We start from the raw sequence: 16,094 nt of genomic DNA, 5'->3' as shown, positions 1-16,094 counted from the left end.
GAACCCATGGAAGCCCCGACCCATCTCTGGCACAACGGTCGTATCAAGACCTGGGCCGACGCCACCGTCCATGTCGGCGCGCACGCGCTGCACTATGGTTCCTCCGTGTTCGAGGGCGTGCGGGTATACGCCACGCCAGACGGCCCTCGCTACTTCCGCCTGGAAGAGCACACCGAGCGCCTGTTCCATTCCGCGCGCGTGTACGACCTGGTGATGCCGTACGACGCCGCCACGATCAATCGCGCGTGCCGCGAAGTCATCGTCGCCAACGGGCTCACCTCCGCCTACGTGCGGCCGATCGTCTTCCGCAGCGGCTTCACCTTCAGCCTCGCGCCGTCGCTGGATACGGCGGTGGACGTGGCTGTCATCGCCCTGCCCTGGGGGGCCTACCATGGTGCCGAGGCGATCGAGAAGGGCGTCGACGTGTGCGTGTCCTCGTGGAACCGCGCCGCGCCGAACACCTACCCGAGCGGCGCGAAGGCCGGCGGCAACTATCTCAATAGTCAGCTGATCGCGCGCGAGGCCGTGAACGGCGGCTTCGCCGAAGGCATCGCCCTGGGCACCGACGGCCTGCTGAGCGAGGGCGCGGGCGAGAACCTGTTCATCGTCCGCAAGGGCGTCATCTACACGCCGCCCGCCGCCTCGTCGATCCTGTGCGGGATCACCCGCGACTCCGTGCTGACACTGGCCCGCGAGCGCGGTTACGACGTGGTGGAACAGCCACTACCACGCGAGATGCTGTATTTCGCCGACGAGGTCTTCATGACCGGCACCGCGGCGGAAGTGACCGCGGTGCGCTCGGTCGACCGCAAACCCGTGGGCAGTGGTCGACCGGGGCCGGTCACTCGCCAGTTGCAAGACGATTTCTTCGGCTTGTTCGACGGCCGCACGGAGGACCGTTGGGGCTGGCTCACACCCGTCGAAGACGCCGTCGTGGGGAGGGTCGCGGCATGAGCGCACGCACCCTGTTCGACAAGCTGTGGGACACGCACCAGGTGCGGGCGGAGACCGATACCACGCCTGGCGTGTTGTACATCGACCTGCACATGGTCCACGAGGTCACGTCGCCGCAGGCCTTCGATGAACTGCGTAGCCGCGGTTTGAAGGTTCGCCGACCCGACCGCACGCTGGCCACCCTGGATCACTCGACACCCACCTTGCCGCCGGACGCGCAAGGCAAGCGCCCGTACTACACGAAGGAAGCCGAGGCCCAGGTCGCCAAACTGGAAGCGAACGTACGCGAGTTCGGCATCGACCTGATGGGGTGGGACAGCCCCCAGCGCGGCATCGTGCACGTGGCGGGTCCCGAGGTCGGCGCGACCCGGCCCGGCATGACCATCGTCTGCGGCGACAGCCACACGGCCACGCACGGCGCGTTCGGCGCGCTGGCCTTCGGCATCGGCACCACCGAGGTCGGCCACGTGCTGGCGACGCAGTGCCTGCTCCAGCGCAAGCCGAAATCCTTCGCCATCCATGTCGACGGAAGGCTGCAGGACGGCGTCACGGCGAAAGACCTGATCCTGCACATCATCGGAAAGATCGGCATCGGCGGCGGCACGGGCCACGTGCTCGAGTACACCGGCGAGGCGATCCGCGCGCTGTCGATGGAAGAGCGCATGACGGTATGCAACATGTCGATCGAAGCGGGCGCGCGCGCCGGGCTGATCGCACCGGACGAGACCACCTTCGCCTGGCTGGAAGGACGTGAGCGCGTACCGAAGGGCGAAGCATGGGACCGCGCCGTCGCGTACTGGCGCACCCTGCCCACGGACGAAGGCGCCACCTACGATCGCGAGGTCCGTATCGATGCTTCGACGATCCAGCCGTCGGTGACGTACGGTACCCATCCGGGGATGGTCGTCGGTATCCACACACCCGTTCCCGCCGCGGTGGACGCCGTGGAACAACGCGCGCTCGACTATATGAAGGTGACGGCCGGCAAGGCCATGACGGGCGAAACCGTGGATGTCGTCTTCATCGGCAGCTGTACCAATGGACGCCTGTCCGACTTGCGCGCCGCCGCGGGAATCATGCGTGGCCGCCGTGTCGCCGCCGGCGTGCGCATGCTGGTGGTGCCCGGTTCCGAACAGGTACGCCGCGATGCGGAAAGCGAAGGCCTGCACGAGGTCTTCCAGGCCGCAGGCGCCGAGTGGCGCCAGCCAGGCTGCTCGATGTGCATCGCCATGAACGGCGACCTCGCCCAGCCGGGCCAGCTCGTCGTCGCCACCAGCAACCGCAACTTCGAGGGTCGCCAGGGCAAGGGGGCACGCACCGTTCTGGCGAGCCCTCTGGTCGCCGCTGCATCGGCCGTCGCCGGGCACGTCGCCGATCCCCGCGAATACATGAACCAGGAAGTCGCCGCATGAGCCAGACCAGCCGCCCGCTCGCCTACGTGCATTCCCGCACAGCGGTGTTGCGCAACGAGAACATCGACACCGACCGGATCATTCCGGCGCGTTTCCTCACCACGACCGAACGCACCGGCCTGGGCAAGCATTGCTTCGAGGACTGGCGCTACGCCGCCGACGGCAGCGACGATCCCGCCTTTCCGCTGAACCAGCCACGGGCACGTGGATGCGCGATCCTCGTCGCCGGCCGTAACTTCGGCTGTGGATCCTCCCGCGAGCACGCGCCCTGGGCGCTGCTGGACTACGGCATCCAGGCGGTGATCTCCAGCGAGATCGCGGACATCTTCCGTGGCAACTCGCTCAAGAACGGCCTGCTCGCCATCGTCGTGAGCGAGGCGGAACACCGCTGGCTGCTCGACAACCCCGGCGTCGAGCTGCGCATCGACATCGCCGAGGGCACGATCCGCCTGCCCGACGGTGGCAGCGTCCGCTTCGATCTCGATGCCTTCTCGCGCCACTGCCTGTTGAACGGCGTGGACCAGCTGGGCTTCCTGCTTCAGCAGGGCGCCGATATCGCGGCATTCGAATCCCGCATGGAGGAAGCCGCATGAGGGCCTCGATCGTCGTATTGCCCGGGGACGGCATCGGCCCGGAAGTCGCATCGGCGGGCGTCGCCGTATTGCGCCAGGTGGCCGAGCGCTTCGGCCACGAGTTCACGTTCGCCGAACATGCGATCGGTGGCGACGCGATCGATCGCTTCGGCGATCCGCTGCCGGTGCAGACGCGCGAAGCGCTGCTCGCCGCCGACGCCATCCTGCTCGGCGCGGTCGGCGGGCCGAAGTGGTCGGACCCGAACGCCACCGTGCGTCCGGAACAAGGCCTGCTGGCGATGCGCAAGCTGCTGGGCGTGTTCGCCAACGTGCGTCCGCTGAAACTGCACCCGCGCACGGCGGCACTGTCGCCCCTGAAGCCGGAACGCACGAAGGGCGTCGATCTGGTCTTCATCCGTGAACTCACCGGCGGCATCTATTTCGGCGCCAAGACGCGCAGCGAGACCGACGCCACCGACGAATGCCGTTATACCGTCGAGGAAATCGAACGCGTCGTGCGCCATGCCTTCGAGCTGGCACGCACGCGCAAGAAGAAGGTCACCTCCGTCGACAAGGCGAATGTGCTGGAGACCTCGCGCCTGTGGCGCTCGGTGGCCACGCGCGTCGCCGCGGACTATCCGGACGTGGAACTGGAACACCAGCTGGTGGATTCCATGGCGATGCACCTGCTGACCCGCCCGGCCGACTACGACGTGATCGTCACCGAGAACATGTTCGGCGACATCCTCACCGACGAGGCGTCGGTGCTGGCGGGTTCGCTGGGCCTGTCGCCTTCCGCGTCCATCGGCGGGCCGGGTGCCGGCGTGTACGAACCGATCCATGGCTCGGCGCCGGACATCGCCGGCCAATCGCTCGCCAATCCGCTCGGCACGATCCTCTCCGCCGCCATGCTGCTGCGTCATTCGCTCGGTTTGCCCGATGAAGCCGCCGTGGTCGAGGCCGCGGTCGACCACGTGCTGGAGCACGGCAACCTCACCCGCGATCTCGGCGGCAATGCCACCACGCATGCCGTGACCCGCGCCGTCCTCGATGCCTGCAACGCGAAAGCGGAGGCCGCATGAACTCGAAGAAGATCCCGATCCGCACGCTGCGCAGCGATGCGATCAAGACCGGTCCGGACCGTGCGCCCGCACGTGCCATGCTGCGTGCCACCGGCCTCGACGACGACGCCATCGCACGGCCGATGGTCGCCATCGTGCACAGCTGGTCCAACGTCTCGCCGTGCAACCTCAACCTTCGCGATCTCGCGGAGGCCGCCGCCGAAGGCGTGCGCGCCGCCGGGGGTACGCCGGTGGAGTTCAATACCATCGCCGTCACCGACGGCATCGCCATGGGCACGTCGGGCATGCGTTCGTCGCTGGTCAGCCGCGAACTGATCGCCGACTCGATCGAGCTGGCCGTCGACGGGCATTGCCTGGACGCGATGGTCGTACTGTGCGGCTGCGACAAGACCATCCCCGCCGCCGCGATGGCCCTGGCCCGGCTCAACATTCCCGGCGTCGCCCTGTATGGCGGCAGCATCGCGCACGGCAGCCGCAACGGATGCCCGATCACGGTGCAGGAAGTGTTCGAGGCGGTCGGCGCCCATGGCGCGGGCAAGATCGACGATGCCGAACTGGACGATGTCGAACGCCATGCCTGTCCCGGCGCCGGTGCCTGCGGCGGCCAGTTCACCGCGAACACCATGGCGATGGTGTTGACCACGCTGGGCCTCTCGCCCATGGGCCTCAACGACGTTCCGGCCACGGACCCCGCCAAGCGCGATGCCGCGTTCCGCTGCGGCGAACTGGCCATGGCCTGCCTCGATGCGAACCTGCGCCCGCGCGACGTGATGAACCGCGCCGCCTTCGACAACGCCGCGCGCATGGTCGCCGCCACCGCCGGCTCGACCAATGCCGTGCTGCATCTGCTGGCCATCGCCAACGAGGCACGCGTGCCGCTGTCGATCGAGGACTTCGAGCCGGCCTCCGCGCATACCCCGGTGATCGCCGACCTGAAGCCCGGTGGCCGCTACAGCGCGGTGGAACTGACCGCCGCCGGCGGAACGGCGATCGTCGCGCGCGAGCTGCGCAAGGCCGCCCTGATCGCCGACACGCCGACCGTCACCGGCCGCACGCTGTTCGAAGAACTGGATGCCGCACCGCCGGCCACCGAGGGCCAGCAAGTCGTGCGCCCGGTCGACAACGCGTTCAAGCCGCGCGGCGGCTACAGCATCCTCTACGGCAACCTCTCGCCGGAAGGATGCATCCTCAAGCTCGCCGGTCACGGACGCACCAGCCACGCCGGCCCCGCACGCGTTTTCGAAAGCGAAGAGGACGCCTTCGCCGCCGTGCAGGCCGGGCGTATCCGCGCCGGCGACGTGATGGTGATCCGCAACGAAGGCCCCGCCGGCGGTCCGGGCATGCGCGAGATGCTGGCGGTGACGGCGGCGCTCGTCGGCCGGGGCCTCGGCAACGACGTGGCGCTGATCACCGATGGCCGCTTCAGTGGAGCGACGCACGGCTTCATGGTCGGACACGTCGCGCCGGAAGCCGCACGCGGTGGGCCGATCGGCTTGTTGCGCGAAGGCGACGCGATCTTCATCGATGCCGCCACACGCGAACTGCGCACCGATGCCGACCTGGCCTCGCGGCGCACGGCATGGCGCCCCGCCACACCGAAGGTGACCCGGGGCGTGCTCGCCAAGTACGCGCGCCTGGTCGGCTCGGCGGCGGAGGGCGCCGTGACCCAGGCCTTCGACGACACGCCCGCGACGGCCGGCCACGTCCGCCGCGAAATCGAGGACGAAGACATGACGCAGGAACTGATCGGCAACTGATCGCGGTGGCCCTGGTGGGAGCCGACCCTGTCGGCGATGCCTCCAGGCCGCGCACGAACTTGATTATCCGCAGTCCCGATCGCCGACAGGGTCGGCTTCCACCGGGCCTTCGCCTTCCACCTTATTTCGCGACATCCGCATTTTCCAAGGAGACACCCCGTGACCGATATCCAAGCCACCATCGCTCCCCTGCAAAACGCCCGTATCGCCGTGCTCGGCTACGGCAGCCAGGGCCGCGCGCACGCGCTCAACCTGAAAGACTCCGGCCTCGACGTCGTCGTCGGCCTGCGTCCGGGTGGCCCATCCTGGAGCCGTGCCTACGTGGATGGTTTCGCCGTGGCCGAGCCGGCCGATGCCGTGCGCGGCGCCGACCTGGTCGCCGTGCTCACGCCGGACATGACCCAGCCGGGCATCTACAAGGACGCCATCGAGGCGAACATGAAGCCCGGCGCGACGCTGCTGTTCGCGCACGGCTTCAACGTGCACTTCGGCCAGATCCAGCCGCGCGCCGACATCGACGTCGTGCTCGTCGCCCCCAAGGGTCCGGGTGCGCTTGTCCGCCGTGAATACGAGATCGGCCGTGGCGTCCCCTGCCTCTATGCCGTGCACCAGGATGCGACCGGCAAGGCCGCTGAACGCGCCATGTCGTATGCGGCGGGCATCGGCGGCGCACGCGCGATGCTGATCGAGACGGACTTCAAGGAAGAGACCGAAACCGACCTGTTCGGCGAGCAGGCCGTGCTCTGCGGCGGCGCATCGGAGCTGGTGATCAAGGGCTTCGAGACGCTCGTCGAGGCAGGCTACCGTCCCGAGATCGCCTACTACGAGGTGATGCACGAACTGAAGCTGATCGTGGACCTCTTCTACGAAGGCGGCATCGCGCGCATGCTCGAGTTCGTTTCCGAGACGGCGCAGTACGGCGACTACACCCGCGGCCCGCGCGTGATCGACGAGGGGACCAAGGAACGGATGAAGGCCGTGCTCAAGGATATCCAGGACGGCACCTTCGCCCGCGAATGGACGGCTGAATACAAGGCCGGCCTGCCGAACTACAAGGCCTTCAAGCAGCGCGATCTCGAACACCCGATCGAGAAGGTCGGCGCGCAGCTGCGTGCGCGCATGCCCTGGCTCGCCGCGAACCAGCCGAAGCCCGCCGTGGAACCCGCCAAGACGGAGTAAACCCGACAGGACTGGAGGTCTTGTGGGAAGGTGTTGTGGGAGCCGACTTTGTCGGCGATCCCGCGGCAGCGGGCCAGTTGGAGGCGAGCCCCCATCGCCGCTGAAGCGGCTCCCACAGGAGCCGCGGTCTCCACAGCAATGGAGCCCTCCCACAAGCCACCACTCCCAAAAACCAACGCCCCGCCAACCGTCATTCCATCGACACCCGAAAGCACCGGTTCTTCGCTTCAAAGGAAACGACACACCGTGAACGCCCAACTGGACTCCGTCGGCGACATTCGCCGCCCCCCATCGACCCACCCCCTGGCCGGCCAGACGATGACCGGCGCGGACATCGTCGTGCAGGTACTTGCCGACGAGGGTCTCGACGTCCTTTTCGGTTACTCCGGCGGCGCCATCCTTCCCGTGTACGACGCGGTATTCCGTTACAACGGCGCCCATCCGCGCGAGGATGGCGGCGAGCCCATGCCCCTGATCGTGCCCGCGAACGAACAGGGCGCCTGCTTCATGGCCGCTGGTTACGCGAGGGCCTCCGGCCGCGTCGGCGTTGCCCTGGTCACCTCCGGTCCCGGCGCCACCAACGCGGTCACACCGGTGCGCGATTCCATGGCCGATTCCATTCCCGTGGTCGTCATCAGCGGTCAGGTGCCAACCGGTTCCATCGGCACCGATGCATTCCAGGAAGCACCCATCAGCACCATCATGGGTTCGTGCGCCAAGCATGTGTTCCTTGTGACCGATGCCTCCACCCTCGAAGCCACCCTGCGCACGGCCTTCCACATCGCGCGTAGCGGCCGGCCCGGTCCCGTGGTCATCGACATCCCCAAGGACGTGCAGAACACCCCCCTGGTCTTCCATGGCAGCCGGGAACTGGCCGTGCGTGGCTATCGCACGCGCCTGCACGCGGTCGAGTCCGCCACGATCGACGACCGGGCGTGCGCCGCATTCTTCGATGCCCTGGCGAAGGCGGAGCGGCCATTGATCTATGCAGGGGGAGGCATCGTTTCAGCGGGCGCCTCCGCGGCCCTGCGTGAGTTCGCGCATGCATTCGGCGTGCCGGTGGTCACCACGCTCATGGGCATCGGCGGCTTCGACACCACCGATCCGCTGGCCCTGCACATGCTTGGCATGCACGGCGCCGCCTACGCGAACTATGCGATGGACGATTGCGATTTCGTGCTGGCCCTGGGTGCGCGCTTCGACGATCGCGTGGTCGGCGTGCCCTCGAAGTTCGCACCCGGTGCGCGCACCGTCGCGCAGATCGACATCGACCCGGCGGAGATCGGCAAGGTCAAGGCGGTCGACTGGCACCACGTGGGGGCGCTGGAGGTCTCACTGCCCCGCCTGACGGCCTACGGCAAGCGCGTCGGTTTCCGGCCCGACTACGCGGCGTGGCACGAGCACGTCGCGGCGTTGAAAGCGCGGCATGGCATGAATTTCTGCCGTGACAGCGACACTATCCAGCCTTGTGCGGTGATCGAGGCCATCAACCGCATCACCGATGGCCGCGCCATCATCAGCACGGGTGTTGGCCAGCACCAGATGTGGGCGGCGCAGTACTTCGATTTCCGCGAGCCCCGGCATTGGCTCACTTCCGGCTCCATGGGCACGATGGGTTTCGGCCTGCCCGCCGCCATCGGTGCGCAGTTCGCGCGGCGCGACCGTGTCGTGATCGACATCGACGGCGATGCCAGCATCCGCATGAATATCGGAGAGTTGGAAACCGTCACCACCTATAACCTGCCGGTGAAGGTCGTGGTGCTGAACAACAGCGGCGACGGCATGGTGCGTCAATGGCAGAAGCTGTTCTTCAAGGGCCGCTTCTCCGCGTCGGACAAGAGCCTGCACAAGAAAGACTTTGTGCGCGCGGCGGAAGCCGACGGCTTCGAGTGGGCGCGGCGCCTGGACGACCCGGCCATGATCGAGTCCACCATCGCCGACTTCCTCGCCTTCGATGGCCCCGCCTTCCTGGAAGTGGTGATCGACCCGGATGCCGGCGTCTACCCCATGGTTGGCCCGGGCGCGACCTATGCCGAGATGATCACCGGCGACTGGATTACCAGCCGCGGTAGCGCACCGGCGTTGCGCACCGCCGAACCGACAGGAATGTTCTAGTCATGCGCCACCTGGTTTCCCTCTTGCTGCAAAACGAAGCGGGCGCACTGGCCCGCGTCGCGGGACTGTTCGCATCGCGCGGATACAACATCGAGTCGTTGACTGTCGCGGCCACGCACGACATGGATGCTTCCCGCCTGACCCTCGTCGTCTTCGGCGACGATGCCGTGATCGAGCAGATCGTCAAGCAATCGGCCAAGCTCGTCGACGTGATCGAGGTGTCGCAACTGTCCGGCGACGGCTATGTGGAGCGTGAGTTGCTGGTGGCCCACGTCGAGACCCGCGACGTCCCGGCCATCGATACGTGCCTTGGTCGATTCGGCGCGCGGCTCCTGCAGCGCACCGGCGACAGGTCGGTGGTCGAGTACACGGGGCGGTCGGAGGATATCGATGCCTTCCTGGATACGCTTCGACAGGCGGGTCGCATTACAGACCACGCACGCAGCGGCATCGCGGCGATCGAATGGCCCCTGGTCGCGGCGTGATGCCACGTGCTCCGTACAATGGAGCACGTGGCATCACGTCCCGCTTCAGAAGTACCTTATTTCCAGCCCGATGTCGCTCGCGAATGCAATCCCGCCGGAGAAGTCGAGGTCATTCACCGGGTTGATCTTCGGACGGACAAGCAGGTCGACACGCAGGTTCTTGATGGTACCCGGCGCATCCGTGCTGCCCGCGTTTCTCACGAAACCGACCGCGTAGCGTCCATTGGTGATCGGCAGGTTCTCCTGGAAGGGAGTCGACGGTCCCCAGGTGGCGTTGCCAAGGTCGGTGGTGCCTTCATTCGAACCGGTCGGATAGCCTTGTGCGCTATCGATCATGGTCGACTGCGCGTCGAACAACAGGAACAACTTCCCGGGACTGGAGACACCATCCTGGTCGTACATCTTGAATACCTCCGGCAACGCGGCATCACCGCCCCTGGCTTCCGTGACCACGAAGGCGAATCGCGCCGGATGGGTGCAGTCGACCAGGGTCTTCAGGCGCCGCTCGTCCAGGCTGGTCGGCTTGGACGGCTCGGGGTTCAACATCTCGCGGGTGATCGTACCCAGGTCGATCGGGCCGCCACCGATGGTAACGTCGCAGGCGGCTCCCGGAACGATGCTTCCTTCGACGAGAAGGTCCGCACTTTCCGCGTGCGCCGCGGCCGATGCAGTCAGCAGCAGCGACGCCGATGCGAACAAGGTGGGCAGGTGTTTCATGCGCTTCTCCTCCATGATGGAACGTGATGTCAGAAGTACCGGATCTCGAATCCGAGGGTGCCGGAGAACGTGATGTCGTCAGTAAGTGCCAATTCGTTCATGGGCTTGATCCAAGGATGCACGAGCAGGTAAGTATCGAAGTGGCCGATGGGTCCGGGCGCATCGAAGCTGCCATCGGCCGTCACAAAGCCGATCACGATGGAGGCCCTGCCGATGGGCATGCTACTGAACGTGGAAGGCCCCCACGCCGCGGCACCCAGTTCCTGGCTATCCGCACTGGTGTAGTAGGCGCTGCCACCCTCGATATGAGCCGACGCACTATCCAGGCGCACGAACAGACTGCCCACGGACGATGGGTTCGCCGTCGAGAAAAGCCCGAGGTCGTAAGCGTCACCGGCTTCATCCCGTGGCGATACGTTGGTCGACACGAGGGCGTACCGCATAGGCGTGGCGCAGTCGATGTGCATCTTGACCCTGCGCATGCCGAGGTCGGTATACAACGATGGATCGGCGTTGAGCTTGTTGCGCGAGATCCGGCCGTAGTCCATTCCCTTGCCCACCGTCATGTTGCAGGCCTGGCCCGGCGTGATGCTGCCGGTGACCTGAAGATCGACGTTGGATGCGTGCAAGGAGGCGGCGAGCGACGCAAGCGCCAGGGTCGCCATCAAACTATATTTCACTTAACAACTCCTTATGGAATGACTTCAATAGATGATTTCGAAGCTCACGACGCCATCCGCCTCGATTTCTTCGCTGCGTGGAAGCACGCGCGCGGGCGCAATGTAGATCTCCGCGTCGAGCACCACGTCGAGCGTGGTCACCGCGGCGGGTCCGTCCGTCGAGCGATGCGGGCTGGCGTAGCCCATGCGCTCAGCCGGGGCATGACTGACCAACAGGTTGCCGGTCGCGGGCGCCCAGGAGCGGCCACCGTCGGGGGACCGTGACGCAAGCAATTCGCCCTGGTCAGATATGGCGGTCGCGCCCCAGCGCAGCACGTAGGAACCGATGTTCGCACCCGTGCGGTGTGTTCCGAGCCCGAACAGCTGGTCCTCCGTGTACCGCAGGCCAAGACCTGCCGGCTCGGCTACTGTTCCCGCGCGCTCATCGCGCTGAACGCGCAACGCGATCGGCATGGGCGCATCGCAATGCACCTGCAGCTCGCCGCGCTGCGTCGGATGGATGATGGTGAAGGCACTCTGGGTGTCGAGATCGGTCGAACGAAGCGTGCCGAAGGAAATGTTCCGGACGACCTCGACGCTGCAACTTCCCGCGATCGCCTCGGCATGCAGGAAAAGGTCACGCGTGGCCCCGCCCGCCGCCTCCACCCGGCCCTGGACCAACCATTGGGTCGCGTCGCCGACGACCAGAGCATCTGCATCGAGCCTCGTATCGATGTCGATGTAGGCACTGAATACCCGACCGGTGACGACGTGTCCCGCCTTCACCGGCGCAATCCCCTGCTCGGGCAGCCAGGGCAACGATGCACCTGTTCGTGCCGGTGTGGTGCCAGGCCTGTCCAACTGGCCCAGGTCCACCCGCTCGCCATCGAGCAGGCCATCGCGCAACCGGAGCGAAAACCGGCCCCGGTCCACGAAACGAAATACCCGCGCGTCCAGTGGCATGGCGCGGAAGAACACCGTCATGTCTTCCGGTTGCGAACAACTCACATCCAGCCTTGCCGTGCGCAACGGCAAGGCCAGCTCGCCGCTCTCGGCAGATACCGTGGTCGCGCGGCTGAGCCGGCCGTAATCGATCCTGGCCGTGCCCGTCGTCACCTCGCAGATGGCTTCCCGGGCATAAGCCACCGGTGCAGGCAACAGCATCGACGTCAGAACGACTCTCCTGGCCAGGCGCATCGCCAGGGAAGGGGTTCGCAGCGAAATCATGGGCCGAGCCCTCCAACCACACGACATACCGCCGCAGCCGATTCGTAATACGCACCCAGGTCGACCTGCTCTTCCAGCCGGAAGTCCAGTTCGCAACGCGGCAAGTCCGGCCCGCTCACCGACAAACGTGGCGTCGCCAACGCATTCGCGACGAACACCTGGCCGCCACCCTGCACCAGGCTGACCAACTCGCCTTTCTCGTCCGTCACGGTGGCACCTGCTGGCAAGCTTCGCCCGTCCGCCGTCACCGCGGTAAGCAGGACGCGGCGGGTCTTCGACATACCGAAAGTCAGGAAGGCGACCGCACCTCGGCCTGCCTCGACGACGGCAGCCCCATTCTCGATATCCACGTTGCGCGGCAGCGAATCGGTGGCGACTTCGATGCTGCTCTTCCCAAACGGCGCGAGCTGCGGCAGCACGGCATAACCGCGGGCATCGGTCCATACCGGGCCGCTCGGTGTCGAGACGCGGATGCCGGCACTATCGCCTGCCGACAGCACACCGAACGTGTCGCGCATGGGATACGGCGATGCTGTCAGGCCATGCGCGTGCCACAGGACGCCTCCACGCAACCCGACACCGTATGTCGTGCTATTGGCATTTCGGGTGTAGCTGCCGTCCACCTGCGCATAGCGCGGCAATAGCGATACTCCCACGTCGAGGCTGCGGCGCCGGTCGCTCGAGCGGTACTCCAACCCGGCGCGGTAGCTTGCATAGTCGTTGACCTGCTCGGAGAAATGGGCACCGTAACGTGTCTCGCCCGCATAACGGCGCACGGAACTACTCACTCGGCGGCTTTCCCCTAGCGGAACGCTGACATTGAAATACACGCTATTGCCCTGTTGGCGACGCACACGCCCAAGGTTCCACTCGGCGGATAGCGAGACCGATGCCCGGCCCAAGCGCGAACCCCATGAAGCAAGCGCGCGTCGGGTGCCGCGGCGGTTGAACAGCAAGGTTCGGGAATATCCCGCGCTGACGCTGCCCAGGCGAGGATGCGACCACGATACGCTCGCCGAGGACTGATCACGGTAACGCGACCGGCGCGAAGCGACACTCCTCACGACCGTCGCGTCCAGCAGATCCCGGAACCCCCGGCTCTGCCGCGAATGAGCGAGTCCGATGGACCAGCGGCCGTCCAGTCGTTGCGACAGGGTCAGCATGCCCTGCCACCCCCTGGCGCCCTCGCGCGTCGCGCTCGATCCCGCCAGGTTCACGTGCAACTGCGTGTCCTTGGCCACAAACGCGCCAATACCCAGTCCGATGGAGTGGTAGCGAGAGGCAGCCATGACGCCGGCACTCAGCGACATATCGCGATCGATCGATCCGCTCCAGCCGCCGCTGACGACCCAGGGCGCCTCGGTGCCACCGGCATTTCGCAACGTTCCAAGCGCAATCGCATAACCCGGCGCCGTGTCCAGTGCGCCTGCCAGGGCGCTGTTCACCGTGAACCGCTGCGCGTCGCCGTCGGCACCGGTGACGGTGACATCGAGGTCGGAGTAGCGATTGATGCGAGGGATGCCGGTCAAGGTGAACGGCCCCTGTGGCACGACCGTGGAATACACGAGCACGCCATCCTGCCTGACCTCGACGCGCGCCGGGCCCTGCGCGATCCCTTCGACCGTCGCGCCCGCGCCTTGATGGGCCAATGCCTGCTCGTTCGTCACCTGCACGCCCGTAAGTTGCGCACCGGACAGGGCGGGATTCACCACGTTGATTTCACCGACCTGGACGACGGCACGCTGTTCGGCGAACGAGCGGCTGGCATAGGTATCCAGCACTTCCATGCGCTGGCGCCCATCGGTGGACGTGGATACCTGGCGACTACGGACGACCCAGTCACCCGCATTGAAACCTACTTCGGTGTTGGCCGATCTGTAACGGCTTGCATGCGAGCCCCCGCGGCTGTCCAGCCCGACGATCTCGTAGTTCAACAGCGCCGCCGTGCCGCCACGCGCGTAACCCGACAGGTCGCGCTGCCGCGTGCGCAACGCCTCGGTTGGCACCAGCAGGGATATCGCCGCCTTGGCCGGACTCAACTCGATCTTCGACGACGGATACATCGTCACCAGATCCACGCATGGTGACGTGGTGCGATCGCGGAGGGCGGAAAGTTCCGCGTCCACTTTCGCTGCGTCCAGCAGTTCCCGATCGATACATAGCGCGCCGTGGTGATCGAAGCGTGCCTTCGCCAAGCCCATGGCCGTTCCATTGACCGTCAGGGAGACCACATGACGACCCGCCGTGAAGCGCGGAGCGCTGCGGAAGTATGCCGCGAGCGTCGGATCGATGCCGCGAAGCTTCAACATGTGCTCGTCGAACTCGATGTCGGTGTCGCTTCGTTCGGATACGGAGGGCGACATCGATGGTGCGTTAGCCGCCCCGACGTCCGCATGGGCGCCCACCATGTCCGGCGCACAAGCCAGCGGCAGGAGCGCCAGACGCAGCTGGGCGCCGCACAGGCGGCGCCCGGTCACGGGCGAATTCATGAGTACAGCCTCGCCACTCAGTCTGTGGCAATGGACAACGACGCGTCGTAAGAATCCACGGCGAAGCCGTAGACGGTCGCCGGGTACAACCGTACCGCCGTGGCGTTCCTGACGCTTTCGGGTAATGGCAGCGCGTGGCGGCTTCCGGGCAGAACGTAACCGGCCGGAACCCGCACCGAGGTCATCATCGGCAGGAGAACCACTTCCTGACCCATGCGCACCACGTAAGGGGTGTCGTTGCGAACGACGAGCTCGCCCCCGGCGATGGTCCAGGTCAGCCCCTTCCACGGTTCCCGGTTCGGGGCCAGGCCCTTGGGATGCAGGATCACCGGGAGGTTCTGCCGGATGTTCACTGAAACCGTGGCACGACCCGGCTGCAGCTTGTTCTTCGGCTGCAGCCCTTCGAATACCACCCGCTTCATGCGCTGCGTCTTGAGGGGCTCGGCGTTACGCAGGATGAACCTGACGAGCTGGCTCTCACCGGGCTCGACCCGGGACACCGGAGGCGTGACGAACAACAACGGCTCGGCGTCTTCGGGAATGTCCTGCAACATCACATGCAGCAGCGAGGGTCTCGGATCGCTGTTCCTGACATTGATCGTCGCCTCGCCCTTGTCTTCGTAGACGATGACGACGGAGGTCTCCGGCAGCATGCCATCCGCAAAGGCCGGCGCCACCGGGAACAGGCCCGACAGCGCGACGGCGAGGACACGGCGCATCAATAGAAAATTTCGATGGTGGCCCTTCCGGAAAGCGCCACGTCTTCGTTGACGACCGGATCCTTTGCCAGCACCGCGGCGATCTTCAGCGGCACCGTCAGGTCGGTCAGGGCGGCCGGCTCGGTCGCGTCGGCCTCGTTGGCGAAAGCGAATGCTTCCCCGTCATGGTCGAATGCCACCTCGCCAGTCCCGGGCGTGCCCCACGCCTGGCCCACGCCGCTGTCGATGGACTTCAACACGTACTTCGATGTCATGGCGCCGGCATCGATGCTCAGCTTGAAGTAACCATTCGGCTTGTTGCTGCCGCCCTGCTCGTTCCTGCCGAGACTGTAGTGATTGGCGCCATCGGTGGAGACGCCTTCACCGGAATCGACGGCCTTCAGGCGGAATCGCGCAGGAGTGCCCTGGCAATCGATACTCAGGTTCGCATCCTTCGTCTCAAGCGACAGATCCTGGCCCGGAGCGAAATCCGCGAGCTTCACCGGGTCGAGCTGCACTTCCGACGGACCGAGGATCGACACGCTGCACGACGCCGGCGTGATCGTACCGGAGACTTTGAGTTCAGCGCTGTCGGTGGCCATGGCGGCCAGCGGCGTCAGAAGCGCCAGGGTGACACCGGTAGACAAAGCAATATGACGCATCTCGCACGTTCTCCTTGAAGCGAGGCGGCATCATAGTGACGGCGCAGCGTTGGCCGACATAGGATTACTCCTAAAACCGATATCTA

At 66.1% G+C, this 16,094-nt stretch carries 14 protein-coding genes; 8 read left to right on the top strand and 6 right to left on the bottom strand.

What is annotated here, in order from left to right; genetic code table 11:
* Window positions 1-6: 6 nt before the first annotated feature.
* The 8 genes from J2T07_RS08455 to ilvN all read left to right on the top strand — a co-directional run bounded on the left by J2T07_RS08455 (window position 7) and on the right by ilvN (window position 9,556).
* Window positions 7-954 (top strand): branched-chain amino acid transaminase, encoded by a 948-nt coding sequence (locus J2T07_RS08455; RefSeq protein ID WP_306848948.1) that lies wholly within the window; start codon window positions 7-9, stop codon window positions 952-954.
* A complete protein-coding gene (leuC, locus tag J2T07_RS08450) occupies window positions 951-2,366 on the top strand; it encodes a 3-isopropylmalate dehydratase large subunit (protein WP_306848946.1) in 1,416 nt (471 codons plus the stop codon). Before J2T07_RS08455 ends, leuC begins: the two co-directional genes overlap by 4 nt.
* Entirely contained in the window at window positions 2,363-2,959 is a 597-nt protein-coding gene (leuD, locus tag J2T07_RS08445; RefSeq protein WP_306848944.1) for a 3-isopropylmalate dehydratase small subunit, read from the top strand. The genes leuC and leuD overlap by 4 nt, the downstream gene beginning before the upstream one ends.
* Window positions 2,956-4,020: a 3-isopropylmalate dehydrogenase gene (leuB, locus tag J2T07_RS08440; protein ID WP_306848942.1), complete on the top strand. Its 1,065-nt coding sequence runs from the start codon at window positions 2,956-2,958 to the stop codon at window positions 4,018-4,020. Before leuD ends, leuB begins: the two co-directional genes overlap by 4 nt.
* The gene (gene ilvD, locus J2T07_RS08435; protein WP_430539331.1) at window positions 4,017-5,777 is read left to right on the top strand and encodes a dihydroxy-acid dehydratase; all 1,761 of its coding nucleotides are present in this window, start codon (window positions 4,017-4,019) and stop codon (window positions 5,775-5,777) included. Before leuB ends, ilvD begins: the two co-directional genes overlap by 4 nt.
* Window positions 5,778-5,936: 159 nt before the next feature.
* Window positions 5,937-6,956 carry a ketol-acid reductoisomerase gene (gene ilvC / locus J2T07_RS08430; RefSeq protein WP_306848940.1) on the top strand — a complete coding sequence of 340 codons (1,020 nt, stop codon included), beginning with the start codon at window positions 5,937-5,939 and terminating at the stop codon, window positions 6,954-6,956.
* 318 nt (window positions 6,957-7,274) lie between these two features.
* Complete coding sequence (ilvB, locus tag J2T07_RS08425; RefSeq protein WP_306849518.1) at window positions 7,275-9,071, top strand: biosynthetic-type acetolactate synthase large subunit; 1,797 nt, start codon at window positions 7,275-7,277, stop codon at window positions 9,069-9,071.
* A 2-nt stretch (window positions 9,072-9,073) separates the two neighbouring features.
* Window positions 9,074-9,556, top strand: coding sequence for an acetolactate synthase small subunit (ilvN, locus tag J2T07_RS08420; RefSeq protein ID WP_306848938.1), 483 nt, complete (start codon window positions 9,074-9,076; stop codon window positions 9,554-9,556).
* A gap of 45 nt (window positions 9,557-9,601) precedes the next feature.
* Here ilvN and J2T07_RS08415 read toward each other — a convergent pair whose 3' ends face one another.
* From J2T07_RS08415 to J2T07_RS08390, 6 genes are read right to left on the bottom strand one after another with little or no spacing between them, the layout of a single operon-like run.
* Window positions 9,602-10,273: a hypothetical protein gene (locus J2T07_RS08415; protein ID WP_306848936.1), complete on the bottom strand. Its 672-nt coding sequence runs from the start codon at window positions 10,271-10,273 to the stop codon at window positions 9,602-9,604.
* Between the two features lie 29 nt (window positions 10,274-10,302).
* Window positions 10,303-10,953 carry a DUF1120 domain-containing protein gene (locus J2T07_RS08410; RefSeq protein WP_306848935.1) on the bottom strand — a complete coding sequence of 217 codons (651 nt, stop codon included), beginning with the start codon at window positions 10,951-10,953 and terminating at the stop codon, window positions 10,303-10,305.
* 24 nt (window positions 10,954-10,977) lie between these two features.
* A complete protein-coding gene (locus J2T07_RS08405) occupies window positions 10,978-12,159 on the bottom strand; it encodes a hypothetical protein (protein WP_306848933.1) in 1,182 nt (393 codons plus the stop codon).
* Window positions 12,156-14,648, bottom strand: coding sequence for a fimbria/pilus outer membrane usher protein (locus tag J2T07_RS08400; RefSeq protein ID WP_306848931.1), 2,493 nt, complete (start codon window positions 14,646-14,648; stop codon window positions 12,156-12,158). The genes J2T07_RS08405 and J2T07_RS08400 overlap by 4 nt, the downstream gene beginning before the upstream one ends.
* A gap of 17 nt (window positions 14,649-14,665) precedes the next feature.
* Window positions 14,666-15,367: a fimbria/pilus chaperone family protein gene (locus J2T07_RS08395; RefSeq protein WP_306848929.1), complete on the bottom strand. Its 702-nt coding sequence runs from the start codon at window positions 15,365-15,367 to the stop codon at window positions 14,666-14,668.
* Entirely contained in the window at window positions 15,367-16,008 is a 642-nt protein-coding gene (locus J2T07_RS08390) for a hypothetical protein (RefSeq protein WP_306848927.1), read from the bottom strand. Before J2T07_RS08390 ends, J2T07_RS08395 begins: the two co-directional genes overlap by 1 nt.
* Between the last annotated feature and the right edge of the window lie 86 nt (window positions 16,009-16,094).

Origin of the sequence: Luteibacter jiangsuensis (assembly GCF_030812295.1) — a bacterium.
In the GTDB taxonomy this organism is placed as follows: domain Bacteria; phylum Pseudomonadota; class Gammaproteobacteria; order Xanthomonadales; family Rhodanobacteraceae; genus Luteibacter; species Luteibacter jiangsuensis_A.
This window is presented reverse-complemented; position numbering and strand designations above follow the sequence as displayed.

Excerpts from the sequence above, each read along its gene's own strand:
- ilvD (WP_430539331.1), top strand. The coding sequence starts at position 4,017 with ATGAACTCGAAGAAGATCCCGATCCGCACGCTGCGCAGCGATGCGATC.
- ilvB (WP_306849518.1), top strand. The coding sequence starts at position 7,275 with ATGACCGGCGCGGACATCGTCGTGCAGGTACTTGCCGACGAGGGTCTC.
- J2T07_RS08415 (WP_306848936.1), bottom strand. The coding sequence starts at position 10,273 with ATGAAACACCTGCCCACCTTGTTCGCATCGGCGTCGCTGCTGCTGACT.
- J2T07_RS08455 (WP_306848948.1), top strand. The coding sequence starts at position 7 with ATGGAAGCCCCGACCCATCTCTGGCACAACGGTCGTATCAAGACCTGG.
- J2T07_RS08390 (WP_306848927.1), bottom strand. The coding sequence starts at position 16,008 with ATGCGTCATATTGCTTTGTCTACCGGTGTCACCCTGGCGCTTCTGACG.
- J2T07_RS08405 (WP_306848933.1), bottom strand. The coding sequence starts at position 12,159 with ATGATTTCGCTGCGAACCCCTTCCCTGGCGATGCGCCTGGCCAGGAGA.
- leuC (WP_306848946.1), top strand. The coding sequence starts at position 951 with ATGAGCGCACGCACCCTGTTCGACAAGCTGTGGGACACGCACCAGGTG.
- leuD (WP_306848944.1), top strand. The coding sequence starts at position 2,363 with ATGAGCCAGACCAGCCGCCCGCTCGCCTACGTGCATTCCCGCACAGCG.
- J2T07_RS08395 (WP_306848929.1), bottom strand. The coding sequence starts at position 15,367 with ATGCGCCGTGTCCTCGCCGTCGCGCTGTCGGGCCTGTTCCCGGTGGCG.
- ilvN (WP_306848938.1), top strand. The coding sequence starts at position 9,074 with ATGCGCCACCTGGTTTCCCTCTTGCTGCAAAACGAAGCGGGCGCACTG.
- J2T07_RS08400 (WP_306848931.1), bottom strand. The coding sequence starts at position 14,648 with ATGAATTCGCCCGTGACCGGGCGCCGCCTGTGCGGCGCCCAGCTGCGT.
- leuB (WP_306848942.1), top strand. The coding sequence starts at position 2,956 with ATGAGGGCCTCGATCGTCGTATTGCCCGGGGACGGCATCGGCCCGGAA.